Origin of the sequence: Salinicola sp. JS01 (assembly GCF_030284585.1) — a bacterium.
Lineage (GTDB): Bacteria > Pseudomonadota > Gammaproteobacteria > Pseudomonadales > Halomonadaceae > Salinicola.
On sequence record NZ_CP127244.1, the window covers coordinates 677,542 to 692,378 of the forward strand.

11 protein-coding genes are annotated in these 14,837 nt (G+C 65.4%); 8 read left to right on the top strand and 3 right to left on the bottom strand.

Features of this window, described 5'->3' with window-relative positions; all coding sequences use genetic code 11:
- The first annotated feature begins 174 nt into the window (after positions 1–174).
- From gap to QO259_RS03270, 4 genes are all read left to right on the top strand, one after another.
- Positions 175–1,176 carry a type I glyceraldehyde-3-phosphate dehydrogenase gene (gene gap, locus QO259_RS03255; RefSeq protein ID WP_207031336.1) on the top strand — a complete coding sequence of 334 codons (1,002 nt, stop codon included), beginning with the start codon at positions 175–177 and terminating at the stop codon, positions 1,174–1,176.
- Positions 1,177–1,709: 533 nt separating this feature from the next.
- Positions 1,710–2,018, top strand: coding sequence for a hypothetical protein (locus tag QO259_RS03260; protein WP_285951775.1), 309 nt, complete (start codon positions 1,710–1,712; stop codon positions 2,016–2,018).
- A gap of 55 nt (positions 2,019–2,073) precedes the next feature.
- The gene (locus QO259_RS03265; RefSeq protein WP_285951776.1) at positions 2,074–3,354 is read left to right on the top strand and encodes a sensor domain-containing diguanylate cyclase; all 1,281 of its coding nucleotides are present in this window, start codon (positions 2,074–2,076) and stop codon (positions 3,352–3,354) included.
- A gap of 243 nt (positions 3,355–3,597) precedes the next feature.
- Positions 3,598–4,401 (top strand): dienelactone hydrolase family protein, encoded by an 804-nt coding sequence (locus QO259_RS03270; RefSeq protein ID WP_285951777.1) that lies wholly within the window; start codon positions 3,598–3,600, stop codon positions 4,399–4,401.
- Positions 4,402–4,473: 72 nt separating this feature from the next.
- On the opposite strand, the gene pncB is transcribed toward QO259_RS03270, so the two are convergent.
- Both pncB and QO259_RS03280 read right to left on the bottom strand, forming a co-directional pair.
- Positions 4,474–5,646, bottom strand: coding sequence for a nicotinate phosphoribosyltransferase (gene pncB, locus QO259_RS03275; RefSeq protein WP_285951778.1), 1,173 nt, complete (start codon positions 5,644–5,646; stop codon positions 4,474–4,476).
- Positions 5,647–5,708: 62 nt separating this feature from the next.
- Positions 5,709–5,993, bottom strand: a complete 285-nt coding sequence (locus tag QO259_RS03280) for a DUF4190 domain-containing protein (protein ID WP_233076833.1) — start codon at positions 5,991–5,993, stop codon at positions 5,709–5,711.
- Positions 5,994–6,157: 164 nt separating this feature from the next.
- On the opposite strand from QO259_RS03280, the gene QO259_RS03285 reads away from it, so the two are divergent.
- Complete coding sequence (locus tag QO259_RS03285) at positions 6,158–7,366, top strand: GNAT family N-acetyltransferase (RefSeq protein WP_285951779.1); 1,209 nt, start codon at positions 6,158–6,160, stop codon at positions 7,364–7,366.
- 33 nt (positions 7,367–7,399) lie between these two features.
- On the top strand, positions 7,400–9,244 hold the full coding sequence (locus QO259_RS03290) for a monovalent cation:proton antiporter-2 (CPA2) family protein (protein ID WP_285951780.1): 1,845 nt from the start codon (positions 7,400–7,402) through the stop codon (positions 9,242–9,244).
- 82 nt (positions 9,245–9,326) lie between these two features.
- Here QO259_RS03290 and QO259_RS03295 read toward each other — a convergent pair whose 3' ends face one another.
- Positions 9,327–9,953 (bottom strand): TetR family transcriptional regulator, encoded by a 627-nt coding sequence (locus QO259_RS03295; RefSeq protein ID WP_285951781.1) that lies wholly within the window; start codon positions 9,951–9,953, stop codon positions 9,327–9,329.
- Positions 9,954–10,134: 181 nt separating this feature from the next.
- On the opposite strand from QO259_RS03295, the gene QO259_RS03300 reads away from it, so the two are divergent.
- Entirely contained in the window at positions 10,135–11,430 is a 1,296-nt protein-coding gene (locus QO259_RS03300) for an efflux RND transporter periplasmic adaptor subunit (RefSeq protein WP_285951782.1), read from the top strand.
- A complete protein-coding gene (locus tag QO259_RS03305) occupies positions 11,430–14,609 on the top strand; it encodes an efflux RND transporter permease subunit (protein WP_285951783.1) in 3,180 nt (1,059 codons plus the stop codon). The genes QO259_RS03300 and QO259_RS03305 overlap by 1 nt, the downstream gene beginning before the upstream one ends.
- Positions 14,610–14,837: the final 228 nt, after the last annotated feature.

Here is a 14,837-nt window from a genome sequence, read left to right on the forward strand (position 1 = left end):
TTAGTCTTTTGGGGTAATATTTTTTCATGGCGCGATGTTCTAGACTGTCAGCAGTCACGGACTATCGTCAGTTCAGGCTTCGAGGCAGCCCCGGGCGCCGCAGCGCCCCAACCTCGTGACCCATCGATCGCCCCGTCCCGTTCGGGGTTTCGCCATCTGAGAGGAGAGAGCACCATGACTTTGCGTGTCGCCATCAACGGATTCGGCCGTATCGGTCGCAACGTACTCCGCGCGCTCTACGAAAACGGCTACCGTGATCGCATTCAGGTCGTCGCCATCAACGACCTGGGCGACCCGGCGCTCAACGCCCATCTGCTGCGTCATGACAGCGTGCATGGCCGCTTCGGCTTCGAGGTGGATCACGACAGCGATACGCTGAGCGTAGACGGTGACAGTATTCGCATCCTCTCCGAGCGCGATCCGGGCCAACTGCCGTGGCAGTCCCTCGATGTCGACCTGGTAATGGAGTGCACCGGGCTTTTCACCAAGCGCGCTGCGGCGGCCAAGCACATCGAAGCCGGCGCCGCCCGCGTGCTGATCTCGGCGCCCAGCCCCGATGCCGACGCCACCATCGTGTTCGGCGTCAACGAGCAGGTGCTCAAGGCGGAGCATCGCGTCGTCTCCAATGCCTCCTGCACCACCAACTGCCTGGCACCGGTGGCACAGGCGCTGCAGGACGCGGTGGGTATCGAGAACGGCCTGATGACTACGGTGCACGCCTACACCAACGATCAGAACCTGTCCGACGTCTACCACTCCGACCCGTACCGTGCGCGCAGCGCCACCCAGTCGATGATCCCGACCAAGACCGGTGCCGCCGCCGCTGTGGGCCTGGTGCTGCCGGAGCTCAACGGCAAGCTGGACGGTCTGGCGGTACGCGTGCCGGTGATCAACGTCTCGCTGGTCGACCTGACCTTCACGGCGGGCCGTGACACCAGCAAGGAGGAGATCAACCAGATCGTCGAGAAGGCCGCCGCCGCTTCGCCGGTGCTGGCAGTCAACGCTCAGCCGCTGGTCTCGATCGACTTCAACCACGACCCCAATTCTTCGACCTTCGATGCCAACCACACCCGCGTCAACGGCCGTCTGGTCAAGGTCATGGCCTGGTACGACAACGAGTGGGGCTTCTCCAACCGCATGCTGGACACTGCGCTGGCGATGCAGGCAACCGCCTGATCTTTCTCCACCGAACTTTCTCCACCGCACGGCGTCGGCGAACCACGCCACGGCGTTGCGCTAGCTCTTCGAGATAGCTCTTCGAGATAGCTCCTCAAGATGGTTCCTCAAGGCAGTTCCCAATGGCGCTCTCAGGAGCGCCATTTTTTTCGCCTGTTGGTCAGCGGGCCGATATTCCGGCAGCCGGCGGGGCGATGTCCGGGGCGATGGCGCTCATCATTTGCTTGCCGCCGCCGATAGGCCCTTCATGGCACCCGCATCAATGTGGCGATCCGGCGAGGCTGGCAGTGGGCCTCGGGACTGCTACCATGGCGGCGACACGTGGGAAGCCCCCTATATCGCGCCTCTTGAGGTCGGTGGTAGGGGCAATATCGATTAAAGTTCTTTTAGCAGATGCCGATAATCTCAAGAAATTGAATTATACTTAGATGTGTGCATGAGACTTGGCCTGACGCGACTCTCTCCTCTAAGGTAAGACGGCTCTAATTTTCTAATTCATTATCACTCAACGCCGCGCCGAGGTTGGCAGTGCCATGCAACAGACGATCCTCAACGCCCATCGCTTGATTGGCGAGACGCTTCGCGAACCCGGTCGAGAACGGCTCGGGCGTATCGTGGGGGTGGACCAGGCGCGTCGCGTGCCGGTGGTATTCGTACTGTGGCAGGGCCAGCAGGGCATCCAACGCATCGAGCTGAGCGTCGATGATCTACGCCAGCTGGTCTCCGCCTGCGAGCGGCGGCTCTCCGCGTCCGGTCTCGCGTCCGATGCGGCCGTATCGACGACGGGCGCCACCTCTCGGGACACCGAGATCGCGCCGCGGCGACGTGCTGGCCTGCGCTGACGACCCGTCTTTACCCACTGCGCCGCCAGTCGCTGCGGCAACATGAGATTGGAGCATGAATCGATCCGATGCCCTGGCCGGCGCGACCGAGCCGAGCGACGAGGCGCAGCAGTGGCTGAGAGCCATACCGGCTGCCGTCTACGTGACCGACCCCGGCTGGTGGCTGGGGGAAGTCCGCTTCGTTGCCGATGCGGTCGCCGACCTGGGTGGGTACCAAGCTGCCGATTATCTCGACCATCCTCAGCGCTGGCTGAGCGCGATCGGTGAAGCCGGCCGGCTGCAGGCGCTTGAGCGGCTGCAGGCAGCGCTGGACGCCGGCGAGACGCGGGTGACCCTGATCTACACGCTGAGCCATGTCGATGGCACCTCATGTCGCATCGCCGATACCCTCAACATTCAGCGCGATGCCGAGGGGCAAGTCGTGGCGCTGGTCGGCGTGCTCGAGCGCGTGGCCTCCCCTGGGGCTGACGACAATGCTTCGCGGGCGCTGCTCGCACATAATCCCGATGTGCTGCTGGCGCTGGATGCCGACCTCGCCTGCCGCGCCGCTTCCGGGGCGTTGGGGGCGGTGCTGGGCGTCAGCGCCGAAGGGCTCGTCGGCCGCTCGCTGTTCGAACTGATGGCGCCCGAGGACGCACCACGGGTGCAGCGGACCCTCGACGAGCAGGCGGTGATCGCGGGAGCGGCGCTGCTCGAGCTGCGTCTGCGCCACCGTGACGGCAGCTACCGCTGGTGTGAGATCCACTTCGCTGCCGACTGCGACGCCGTCTCCAGCGTTTCTCCCGGCTGGGTCGCGGTGGCTCGGGATATCACCGAGCGTCGCCGTCAGGCGCTGCAGTGGGATGCCTATGATGCCACCGACGAACTCACCTCTGCCCTCAATGAACGCGCTTTCCTAGGTCTCCTGCGTCAGGCCGTGGCGATGGGCGACGTCCACGGGCGGCTGTCGTTGATCGTGTTCGAGGTCGACGGCTTCGCCGATATCGTCGACCGCTGGGGGCGCGAGGGGGGCGATCTGGTCCTCGCCTGCATCGGCGAGATGTGTCGCGCCACGCTGCGCGAGCGATTCAGCTTCGGGCGCCTCGACGCGCGCGGCTTCGCGCTGCTGCTGAGCGGCAAGTCGCTGCAGGAAACCTCTGCCATCGCCGAGCGGCTGCGGGCGCGGTTCGGTGCCACGCGGGTCGAGTTCCATGGTCACTGGTTGGCGTTTTCGGTTAGTCTGGGTGTGGCCGAGCGTCGTCAGGACGAGCCGTCGAATACCTTCCTGGCGCGTGCCCACAGCGGGCTCGAGCTGGCGATGACCCATGGCGGTAACCGCGTTCAGCAGGCACCCTGAGCGCGGTTTCCGGCGTGAGTCTGGCTGCTCGGAAGCCTCGAGAGCTGCCGAATCGGCTCGGTTGGGCAGCCGGGGAGTGTCGTGGAGTGATGTGAACGGCGTATCGCGACCGCAAGCAGGACAAGACAAGCAGGACAAGACAAGCAGGATAAGAGAAGAACCGGAACACGAAAGAAATCGGGCGCGGCGCGTCATGACGACGCCTGGCGTTGCCGACCCGCAGTCAACGCAAGGAGAACGATGATGGGACGACTGCTGCTGGCCTTGTTCGTCAGCCTGATGAGCCTGCCGCTGTGGGCAGACGAGGTCGTGGGTCCCCATGTACAGGGCGAGACCTTCGAATACACCACCGGGGGGCAGACCTACAAGGGCTACCTGGCCTACAACGCCAGTGACGACCAGCCGCGCCCCGGGGTGCTGCTGGTGCACGAGTGGTGGGGGCTGAACGACTACATCAAGCAGCGCGCCGATCAGCTCGCGGCGCTGGGCTTCGTCGCGCTGGCGGTCGATATGTACGGCGATGGCAAGGTTGCGCAGCATCCCGACGATGCCAAGGCGTTTTCCGCTCAGGTGATGCAGGACTGGCCGGCGGCGCGGGCGCGGCTCGACGCGGCGCTGGCAGCGCTGCGTCAGCACCCGGCGGTGGATGGCGATCACATCGCCGCCATGGGCTACTGCTTCGGCGGCGGCGTGGTGATGAACATGGCGCTGGCCGGCATGCCCATCGACGCCGCGATCAGCTTCCACGGTAGCCCCACACAGGCAGTGAGCCAGCCGCAGCCGTTCGATGGCCTGGTGCGAATCTACAACGGCCAGGACGATCCGCTGGTCGACAAGCAGGCGCTGGCCGATATGGCCGCGACCCTGGAGAAGGACGGCGCCAAGGTGCGCGTGGTGGAGTACCCGGGGGCGACCCACGCCTTTACCAATCCTGATGCCGACGCCCTGGCCAAGAAGTTCGACCTGCCGCTGGGCTACAACGCGGCGGCGGACGCGGCCTCCTGGCAGGCGGCGCTGCTGACCTTGGACAAGGCGCTCAACCAGTAGCGTTCGGCGCCCGCGGTGAGTGATCGCGGGCGCTGTCCAAGAATGGCGGCGCCCAAGACGTGCAGGCTCGGCTCAGGTGCGATGATTGAGCGCCAGCACGCGCTGGGCCAGGGCGATCATCTCCGGGTCGCCGGTGTGCTTGTCGGGCACGTCCGAGAGCTTGACCACCGGCAGCCAGTGCTGCCCCTCCGGACGCGCCTCGACCATCTTGATCACCATGTTCATCGGTGTCGCGCCGACGTCGTTGGTGAAGTTGGTGCCGATGCCGAAGGCCATGCCGATGCGGTCCTTGCAGAAGGCGTGGATCCGCTCGACCCGCTCCGGGGTCAAGGCGTCGGAGAAGATGATGGTCTTGCTGCGCGGGTCGATACCCAGGCGCTCGTAGTGGGCGATGGTCTGGGAGGCGAAGTCGATCGGGTCGGCGCTGTCGTGGCGCACGCCGTCGAAGAGCTTGGCGAACTTCTTGTCGAAGCTCTCGAAGAACGCCTTCGAGGTGAAGGTATCGGTCAGGGCGATGCCCAGATCGCCGCGATAGACGTCGACCCAGTGCTCCAGCGCCAGGCTGTTGGCCATCTTGAAGCCGAAACGCGCGCCGTGGAACATGAACCACTCGTGGGCGTGGGTGCCGATCGGCTTGACACCATGGCGCATCGCCAGCATCACGTTGCTGGTCCCGCTGAAGGCGCTGCCGCCGTGGTGGCGCAGGGCACCTACCACACGATCCTGAACGTCGAAGGAGAAGCGTCGCCGGGTGCCGAACTCGGCGATCTTGAGCCCCAGGCGCTGGTACTGCTCGATCTTGCCCCGGGTGCGCGTCTCGACCGTGGCGTCGTCGTCACGCGGCACCTGGCGCAGGCGATACCAGAGCTCGCTGATCAGCGCCATCAGCGGCACTTCCCACAGAATGGTGCGATACCACAGCCCCTCCATGGTCACCGACAGCTCGCTGCCGTGCTGGACGATGGTGACCTCGTCAGGGTTGTAGCGAAAGCCGGCGAGGAAATCGAGATAGGTGGGGTCGAGGTAGGGGCAGGTCTGCTCGAGATAGCGCTTCTCGTCCTCGCCGAGGGTGAGTTCGGCCATGGCGTCGACCGCACCGCGCAGGGCCTCGCCGAAGCCCTCGGGGAAGGCGTGCTCGCCGCGGTTGATGAAGGCGTAGCGCGCCTGCGCATAGGGGAAGCGCTTGATCACGGCGTTCTGCATCGTGATCTTGTAGAAGTCGTTGTCCAGAAGCGAAGTTAGCATGAAGTCTCGTCTACGGCGTGGTCGAGTCGCTGAGCCGGTGCTCTCCGGGTCGCTCGCGGCGATTACATGAAGGCCATGATACCGAACATTGTCGCGACGAAGCCGCCGAACAGCAAAATCCCGGCCAGTGACAGCAGGATCAGCAGATAGCCCAGGATCAGCCCCGCCAGCGCCCAGCTGTCGCCGGACTCCCGGCGCGCGCGGATCTGGCGCCGCGCGAGGTGACCGCAGACCACACCGCCCAGCGCCGCCGGCGGCACCAGGGTGCCGAGCACGCTGAGCGCGAAGGCGACCAGCGCCATCACGTTGGTGGGGCCTGGCGGCGGGGTGGGGTACAGGTCGTTCATGGTATCCATCGTCGTGGCGTCGCTGGCGATGCCCCAGAGTATCGCATGCTTGCCGGAGGCTCTCGACGTTTTCGGTGCCGCGCCCCGCGGGCTATCGACTAGGCTGTCAGCGCGGCGCGACGGTGCGAGTGGCGCGGGCGACAAATATTGAGGAAGGAGTCGATATGGCACAGCAGGGAGAGCGTCAGGAAGCCCCGCAGGACGCGCTGCGGGTGACGCGGCTCGACAGCCTGGCGGCGCTGGAGGCGGCCAGCTGGAACGCGGTGGTGGGTACGGGCTACCCGTTCCTGCGCCACGAGTTTCTCGCTGCGCTCGAGGCGTGCGGCTGCGCCTGCACCGAGACCGGCTGGGCGCCGGATCATCTGTTGGTCTATCGCGGCGCGCGGCTGGTGGCGGTGCTGCCGCGCTATGCCAAGTGGCACTCACGCGGCGAGTACGTGTTCGACTGGGCCTGGGCGGATGCCTGGGAGCGCGCCGGCGGCGACTACTACCCCAAGTCGCTGTCGGCGATCCCGTTCACGCCGGCGAGTGGGCCGCGCCTGGGCGTGGTCGCCGATGAGTCGCGCGCTGCGGTGATTGCGGCGCTGGGGCCGGTGCTGCAAGCCAGCGGCATGCAGAGCTGGCATCTGCTGTTCGCCGATGACGCCGAGGTGGCGGCATGGCAGGCGGACTTCGGGGCGCCGCTGCTCGAACGCTGTGCGGTACAGTTCACCTGGCGCGACGCCGGCTATGGGGATTTCGAGGGCTTTCTCGCCCACATGAGCTCGCGCAAGCGCAAGGAGATCCGGCGCGAGCGACGACGTCTGGCGGAGCAGGGCTTCGTGTTCGAGCGCCTCAGCGGCGTGGCGATCGACGAGGCCGCGCTGGACCAGTTCTATCGCTGCTACTGCATGACCTACCTCGAACGTGGCCAGCATCCCTATCTCAATCTCGATTTCTTCACCCGGCTGCGCGACACCCTGGGCGATGCGATGATGCTGGTCAGGGCCAGCATCGATGGCCGTGCGGTGGCCGCGGCGCTCTGCTTCGAGGGCGATGATGCGCTGTACGGCCGCTACTGGGGTAGCGAGGTCGCGGCGGATTTCCTGCACTTCGAGGCCTGCTACTACCAGGGTATCGAGCACTGCCTGGCGCGTGGGCTTTCGCGCTTCGACCCGGGCACCCAGGGCGAACACAAGCTCACCCGCGGCTTCGCCCCGGCGCTGAGCCGTTCGCTGCACTATCTGGAACACGAGGGATTCCGCGAGGCGGTGGCACAGTTCTGCCGCGAGGAGCGCGCCTACGTCGAAGCGTATCTCGAGCAGTGCCGCGGGCGGCTGCCCTTTCGCCAGGCCCCGGCGGGCAATGACGCCGCGGCGAATAACGAAGATTGACGGCGCGCATGCCGTGACGAGGACCGACAAGCAATGGATTTTCTCACTGAAGCCGCCGTGCTGCTGGGCGCCGCGATCATCGCGGTACCGCTGTTCCAGCGCCTGGGGCTGGGCTCGATCCTGGGCTATCTGTGTATCGGGCTGATCGCCGGCCCCTCGGTGAGCGGCTTCATCTCCGAGCCCGAGACGGTGCTGCACTTCTCCGAGTTCGGCGTGGTGATGCTGCTGTTCATCATCGGCCTCGAGCTGGAGCCCAAACGCTTGTGGTCGATACGCAAGCGCCTGTTCGGTCTGGGGTCGCTGCAGCTCGCCGGCTGTGCCGCGCTGCTAACACCCATTGGCCTGCTGCTGGGATTGCCGCCGAGCATCGCGATCTTTCTCGGCCTGACGCTGGCGCTGTCGTCGACCGCCTTCGCGTTGCAGGTGCTCAACGAGCGGCGCCAACTGGCCACCCCCCACGGCCAGAGCGCCTTCGCCATGCTGCTGTTCCAGGATCTGGCGGTGATTCCGCTGCTGGCGCTGCTGCCATTTCTCGCCGGGCGCGTGGATGCCGCGCCGGACGATATCTGGATCATGGCGCGCAGCGTTGCCATCGTGATCGCTGCGATCGTGTTCGGGCGGCTGGTGTTTCCGCGGGTGCTGGCGCTGATCGCGCGCAGTGACATTCACGAGATCTTCACCGCCGCTGCGCTGTTTCTGGTGCTCGGCATGGCGCTGGCGATGGAGTGGGCGGGGCTATCGATGGCGCTGGGGGCCTTTCTCGGCGGGGTGATGCTGGCGGATACCCCGTATCGCCACGAGCTCGAGGCCAATATCGAGCCGTTCAAGGGGCTGCTGCTGGGGCTGTTCTTCATCGCCGTAGGGATGTCGGTGAATCTCGCGCTGGTGGTCGACAACGTACTGCTGGTGATCGGCCTGGCACTGGCGATGACCCTGGCCAAGATGCTGGTGCTGGCGGCGATCGGGCTGCTGGCGAAGCTGCCGCGCACGGAGATTCCGCGGCTGGCGACGGTGATCGCCCAGGGCGGCGAGTTCGACTTCGTGCTGCTCACTGCTGCCGTTGCCGCCGGGGTGATCGACCAGCGCATCGCCAGCCTGTGCATCGCCGCGGTGACGCTGAGCATGGCGGCAACGCCGTTTCTGTACCAACTGGGCGAGAGGCTGGGCGACCGGCTCAAGGAGACGCGCCCCTTCGATACCGACTTCGGTGACGAGACCCCGCCGGTGGTGATCGCCGGTCTCGGCCGCTTCGGCCAGATGGTGGGGCGCATGCTCAAGATGCAGGGCATCGCCTTCACCGCGCTCGACCCCAACATCACCCAGGTCGAGTTCATCCGCCGCTTCGGCTCGCGTATCTTCTACGCCGACGCCACGCGCCTGGACCTGCTGCGCGCGGCGGGCATCGACAAGGCGCAGTTACTGGTGATTGCGGTCAACGACGAGCATGCCGCGCTGACCATCGCGCGTTTGGCCAAGACGCACTTTCCCCAACTCAAGGTCTACGCCCGTGCGCGCAACCGCCATCACGCCTGGAAGCTGATGGAGCAGGGCGTGGATGGCGTGGTGCGCGAAACCTTCGCCTCGAGCATGGAGATGAGTGTTGAAGTGCTCAAGGGCATGGGCTACCCGAGCTCCAATGCGATCAACGCGGTACGTACCTTCCGCGACTTCGACAATCAGCTGCTCAAGGACACCTATACCCACCGCAACGACACCGAGCAGCTGATGGCCACCGAGAAGGCCGCCATGGAGGAGTTCAAGTCGCTGTTTCAGCAGGAGCTCGACCGCGGCCGCGGCAAGGCCGGCGACGAAGAACGCGCCGCCAACGACAGTGAGGAAGACACCGATGACGCAGACACTCGCGCAACGTCTCGCTGAACCCGATGACATTGTCTTCGGGCGGGCGCATCGGCTCAGGTTCGGCTAAAGTAGCCGAACGTATCTGATAGCGTCGCTGCGCTCAGGGCTCGTGGGGCAGGCGGGCGATGCGCGCGAAGAAGGTCTCGATCATGCGCGGTCCGATCTCGCCCAGGGAGAACTGGGTTGGGTCGCGTAGCCAGTCGAGCATCAGCCCGCCGAACATCGACATCAGCATACGGCAGGCGATCTGCGGGTCGATGCCTTCTCCCAGGGCACCATCGCGCTGGGCCTGTTCGAGGCGCTCGACCATGGTGTCGTAGCACTCCTGGGCCAGTTCGCTCTGCAGTCCCAGCATGTCGATGTCGCCGGAGGATTCGCAGCGGTGGAAGAGAATCGTGTGCACACGCTGGGAGCGCGGGCGCTGCAGCCGTTCCAGCGCGTGCAGGCTGGCCAGGCGCAGGCTGGTCAGCGGCGCGTGCGGGCGCTCGGGGTCCTCGACATCGTCGAGCAGCTGACGCAGCGGCATCTTGACCCGGTCGAGCATGGCGTGGAACAGGTCGGACTTGTTCTTGAAGTGCCAGTAGACGGCACCGCGGGTCATGCCGGCCTGGCGCGCGATCTGCTCGAGCGAGGCGCGCGAGACGCCGCGCTCCAGGAATACGATCTCGGCGGCGTCGAGCAGGGCCTCACGGGTGGCTTCGGCCTCGGCCTTGGTACGTTTCGGCATGGTGGTGTCGTCATGAGCGTTGATGAAGGCGGCGTGTGGCTCGATCTTTTTCGCGGTGATTTCTGGGTGGCGTCGAGTCCCTGGCGCGAGAATACCCCATTCGTCGGCAAGTTTACATTCATGTATGTATGCCTGTAAGCTCGCAACATTCCCTTAGGTACCCTTTCCAGGACGGAGACTCATGCGCCCTACACTCATGAATCGCCCCATCGGTATCGGTGGCGCGATACTGCTCTCGCTCGTACTGTCCGCCTGCGGCGGTGACGAGTCATCCAGTGCCGGTGACCAGCAGCAGGGGCAGCAGAAGCCGCCGACACAAGCCCAGGTGCTGGAAGTCAAGGCGCGCGATATCGGGCTGTCCAAGACCTATCCGGGCATGATCCGCAGCGATCAGGAGGTCACGGTGATGGGGCGCGTCGAGGGGATTCTCGAGGCGCGTCACTACCAGGAAGGCAGTCTGGTCGAGAAGGGCGACAAGCTCTTCACCATCGAACCCGCCCCCTACAAGGCGACCGTGGAGCAGCGCCAGGCCGACGTGCAGAGCGCTCAGGCCGAGCTCTATCGCGCGCAGCGCGATGCCGAGCGCTATGCGAGGCTCTACAAGCAGAACTCTGTCAGCCAGCAGCAGCGCGATCAGTCTCAGGCCGATCTGCGCACCGCCCAGGCGTCGCTGGCCCAAGCCAAGGCGGCGCTGGACAGCGCCCAGATCGACTTGAGTTACACCCAGGTCAATGCCCCGGTCAGCGGCATGATCAGCCTGAGCGAGGTCAACGTGGGCAATCTGGTGCAGCCGCCTCAGCAGCTGGCGACGATCACCCCGCTCAATCCCATCGAGGTGCGCTTCTCGCTGCCCGCCGACGACGCCTTCGCGCTGCGCCGCCAGCGTCAGCACGACGCCGAGGAAGCCGACGCCGCGGTGCTCACCGCGCCGTCAACCGCCTCGGCCACGCGTGAGCCGCTCAAGCTCGCCGGTAAGCTCGACTTCCTCGGCTCGCGGGTCGACGAGAGCACCAGCACCGTCCAGGCCGAAGCCACCTTCCGCAACCAGGACGGTCTGTTCCTGCCCGGTCAGTTCGTGCGTGTCACGCTGCCCAATGTGAAGCGCTATGACGTCTTCGCGGTACCCGCGGTGGCGGTGACCGAGGGGCTCAAGGGGCCGCAGGTGTACATTCTCAACGCCGACGGCAAGGCCGAGGCGCGCTTCGTGTCGCTGGGTGAGGTCGCCGGCGACTGGCAGATCATCACCCAGGGGCTCGACAGCGGCGACCGCGTCGTGGTCTCGGGCATCGGCAGCGTCTCGCCCGGTGACAAGATCGACCCGCAGCCGTTCTCCGGCAGCGCAGAGCAGCCCCAGGACAAGGCCGGCGAGAACCCCTCGCAGAAGGCCGACGCCAAGGGTGGCGAGGGCGGCGAAGGAGCCCAGGCCAATGAAGGCGCCCAGGGCCAGACCGATGGCGGCCAGAACGGAGCCAACTGATGAATTTCTCCAGCGTATTCATCAGGCGCCCGATCTTCGCCACGGTCATCTCGGTCATCATCATCCTGATCGGTCTGATGGCGATGCGGACCCTGCCGATCGAGCAGTACCCGCAGGTGGTGCCACCGACGATCAGCGTCTCGGCGACCTATCCTGGCGCCAGCGCGCAGACGGTCTCCGACACCGTCGCCTCGACCCTGGCGCAGGAGATCAACGGCACCGAGAACATGATCTATCTGACCTCGTCGAGCTCCGACAGCGGTCAGATGTCGATGAGCGTCTACTTCAAGATCGGGACCAACCCGCAGACGGCGCAGATCAACGTCAACAACCGGGTGCAGCAGGCGCTATCCAAGCTTCCCAGCGAAGTCCAGTCCCAGGGCGTTACGGTGGAGCAGCGCGCCTCCAGCGTGTTGATGTTCGTCGCCGTCACCTCGGCCAGCGATGCCTATGACTCGCTCTACCTGACCAACTACGCCAACATCAACATCACCGATGCGCTCAAGCAGCTACCGGGGGTGGGGCAAGCCGAGGTGCTCGGCAGTCAGGAATTCGCCATGCGCATCTGGCTCGACCCGGACAAGCTGGCGCAGTACGACCTGACGCCAGCCGAGGTGTCGTCGGCGATCCGCGCGCAGAACGCGGTGGTGGCCGCGGGCAAGATCGGCGCCGAGCCGCAGAGCGATCCTTCGCCTTACACTTACACCATCACCACGGAAGGGCGCTTCAGTAGCGTCGATCAGTTCCGCAACATTCTGCTGCGCACCAATCCCGACGGCTCTTCGCTGCGCTTGAGCGATGTCGCCCGGGTCGAGCTGGGCAAGAACACCTACGGCATCCAGGGCTACGTCAACAACAAGCCGATCGCACCCATCGCCATCTACCTCCAGCCCGGGGCCAATGCCCTCGATGTGGCGCGTGAGGTCAAGAGCGAGATGGCGACGCTCAAGCAGCGCTTCCCGCCGGGGCTGGACTACGAGATCCCCTACGACACCACGCTGTTCATCGACGCCTCGGTGAATTCGGTCGAGCACACCTTCATCGAGGCGCTGCTGCTGGTGGCGGTGATCGTGTTCGTGTTCCTGCAGAGCTGGCGCTCGACGCTGGTGGCGATGTCAGTGGTGCCGATCTCGGTGGTGGGTACCTTCGCCGGGATGTATCTGCTCGACTTCTCGATCAACCTGCTGTCGCTGTTCGGGATGATCCTGGCGATCGGGATCGTGGTCGACGACGCCATCGTGGTGATCGAGAACGTCGAACGCATCATGCAGGAGGACGAGGAGGCCACGCCCTTCAGCGCCGCGCTGGAGGCGATGAAAGAGGTCTCCGGCGCGGTCATCGCGACTTCGTTCATCATGACCGCGGTGTTCGTGCCGGTGGGCTTCATGGGCGGTCTGACCGGGCAGATGTATCAGCAGTTCGCGATCACCATCGCCATCTCGGTGGCGATCTCGGCGCTGGTGGCACTGTCGTTCACGCCGGCGATCAGCGCGATCTTCCTGCAGAACCATCAGCGTATTCGCGAATCCAGGATCGTGCGCGCGATCAAGAAGCCCTTCGCGTGGTTCAACAAGGGCTTCGAGAAGGTCACCGACCTGTTCATGGCGATCACCAATTTCCTCATTCATCAGCTGTGGCTGGTGGTGGTTGGGCTGGTCGGGGTCGGCGTGCTGTCGTGGGTGATCTACGCCCAGTTGCCCAGCGGCCTGCTGCCCACCGAGGATCAGGGCGTGGCGCTGGCCTCGGTGTCGCTGCCGGCGGGCTCCTCGATGTCGCGCACCGACGCCTATATCCAGGAACTGAGCACGCGCTTGCGTGAAGAGGTGCCGGGGATCAACTACGTGGTCGGCATCCCTGGGTTCGATATCCTGTCGAGCTCGGCCAACACCGCCAAGGGTACGGTCTTCGTCACCATGAAGCCGTGGTCGCAGCGCGACGTGACTGCGGATCAACTGATCGGCAAGATCATGCAGATCGGGGCCCAGATCCAGGGTGGCCAGACGATGGCCTTCAACATGCCGCCGATCCAGGGGCTATCGCCCACCGGCGGCTTCACCGGCTACCTGCAGTCTTACGGCGGCGACTCGCCGCAGCAGCTGGCGGCGGCGGCCGGTAAGGTCATGCAGGCGGCCAATCAGCGCCCCGAGATCGGCCAGGCGTTCTCGACCCTGGACGTCAACGTGCCGGTCTATCGCGCCACCGTGGATACCGACAAGGTGCGCAGTCTGGGTGTGGATATCTCCGATCTCAACACCACCCTGGCAAGCACCTTCGGTAGCGCCTTCGTCAACTATTTCACGCGGTCCAGCCGTAACTTCCAGGTCTATCTGCAGTCGGAAGATGACTTCCGGCGCAACCCGGAAGACATCAGCAAGGTCTACGTGCGCGGTGGCGATGGCCAGCGGATTCCGCTTTCCGAGCTGGTCACGCTGACCCGCGGAAATGCGCCCACGGTACTCCAGCGCTACAACGTCTACCCGGCGGCCCAGTTCGCCGGTGGGCCGGCGCCGGGCTACAGCTCGGGCCAGGCGGTCCAGGCGATGCAGGAGGTGGTGGCACAGACGCTGGGCTCCGACTACGCCATGGGCTGGTCCGGGGAGGCGTATCAGCAGGCCAACGTGGGCACCGCGGCGACCCTGGCGCTCTCCTTCGGCGTGGTCATGATGTTCTTGATCCTGGCCGCCCAGTACGAGAGCTGGACGCTGCCGCTGGCGGTGGTCTCGGCGGTGCCGTTCGCCTTCATCGGTGCCATCCTGGCGGTGCAGCTCGCGGGGCTCAGCACCAGCGTCTACCTGCAGGTGGGGCTACTCGTGGTGGTGGGGCTGGCGGCCAAGAACGCCATTCTGATCGTCGAGTTCGCCGAGCAGCAGCGCAAGCACGCCGGGCTCTCGGTGATCGAAGCGGCCAAGGTGGCGGCACGCCAGCGTTTCCGCCCCATCGTCATGACCTCGCTGGCGTTCATCGGCGGCACCCTGCCGCTGGCACTCGCCTCCGGGGCCAGTGCGGCGAGTCGGCATCAGATCGGCACACCGGTGGTCGGCGGCATGATCTCGATCACCCTGCTGGCGACGGTGTTCGTGCCGGCGGCCTATGTGCTGATCATGCGCGTGACGCTGTGGCTCAGCGCCAAGCTCAAGCGCCAGCACGAGGACGCTGATGCCGACGGACAGCGCTCTTGAGACAGCGCACGTGAGTCAGCGCGTGTAAGACAGCGCCGGCGCGTTGATTGACGCGCGCGGCGCTGACGATGACGCATTCGCGATCACGTCGAACGCCATATCGACTACCTTGAAATAGAGGCAACCTCACAGTGAGGTTGCCTTTTTTCTTGCCCGCACCACGCAGGCCGATGAGGCAGGCGAAAAGACGTTTTGACGCTCACCCGGGTGCTGCCGTATACCTAGAAC

What these genes read in the sequence shown, in the direction of transcription:
- gap (WP_207031336.1), top strand. Translation starts at nt 175, where the DNA reads ATGACTTTGCGTGTCGCCATCAACGGATTCGGCCGTATCGGTCGCAAC.
- QO259_RS03260 (WP_285951775.1), top strand. Translation starts at nt 1,710, where the DNA reads ATGCAACAGACGATCCTCAACGCCCATCGCTTGATTGGCGAGACGCTT.
- QO259_RS03265 (WP_285951776.1), top strand. Translation starts at nt 2,074, where the DNA reads ATGAATCGATCCGATGCCCTGGCCGGCGCGACCGAGCCGAGCGACGAG.
- QO259_RS03270 (WP_285951777.1), top strand. Translation starts at nt 3,598, where the DNA reads ATGGGACGACTGCTGCTGGCCTTGTTCGTCAGCCTGATGAGCCTGCCG.
- pncB (WP_285951778.1), bottom strand. Translation starts at nt 5,646, where the DNA reads ATGCTAACTTCGCTTCTGGACAACGACTTCTACAAGATCACGATGCAG.
- QO259_RS03280 (WP_233076833.1), bottom strand. Translation starts at nt 5,993, where the DNA reads ATGAACGACCTGTACCCCACCCCGCCGCCAGGCCCCACCAACGTGATG.
- QO259_RS03285 (WP_285951779.1), top strand. Translation starts at nt 6,158, where the DNA reads ATGGCACAGCAGGGAGAGCGTCAGGAAGCCCCGCAGGACGCGCTGCGG.
- QO259_RS03290 (WP_285951780.1), top strand. Translation starts at nt 7,400, where the DNA reads ATGGATTTTCTCACTGAAGCCGCCGTGCTGCTGGGCGCCGCGATCATC.
- QO259_RS03295 (WP_285951781.1), bottom strand. Translation starts at nt 9,953, where the DNA reads ATGCCGAAACGTACCAAGGCCGAGGCCGAAGCCACCCGTGAGGCCCTG.
- QO259_RS03300 (WP_285951782.1), top strand. Translation starts at nt 10,135, where the DNA reads ATGCGCCCTACACTCATGAATCGCCCCATCGGTATCGGTGGCGCGATA.
- QO259_RS03305 (WP_285951783.1), top strand. Translation starts at nt 11,430, where the DNA reads ATGAATTTCTCCAGCGTATTCATCAGGCGCCCGATCTTCGCCACGGTC.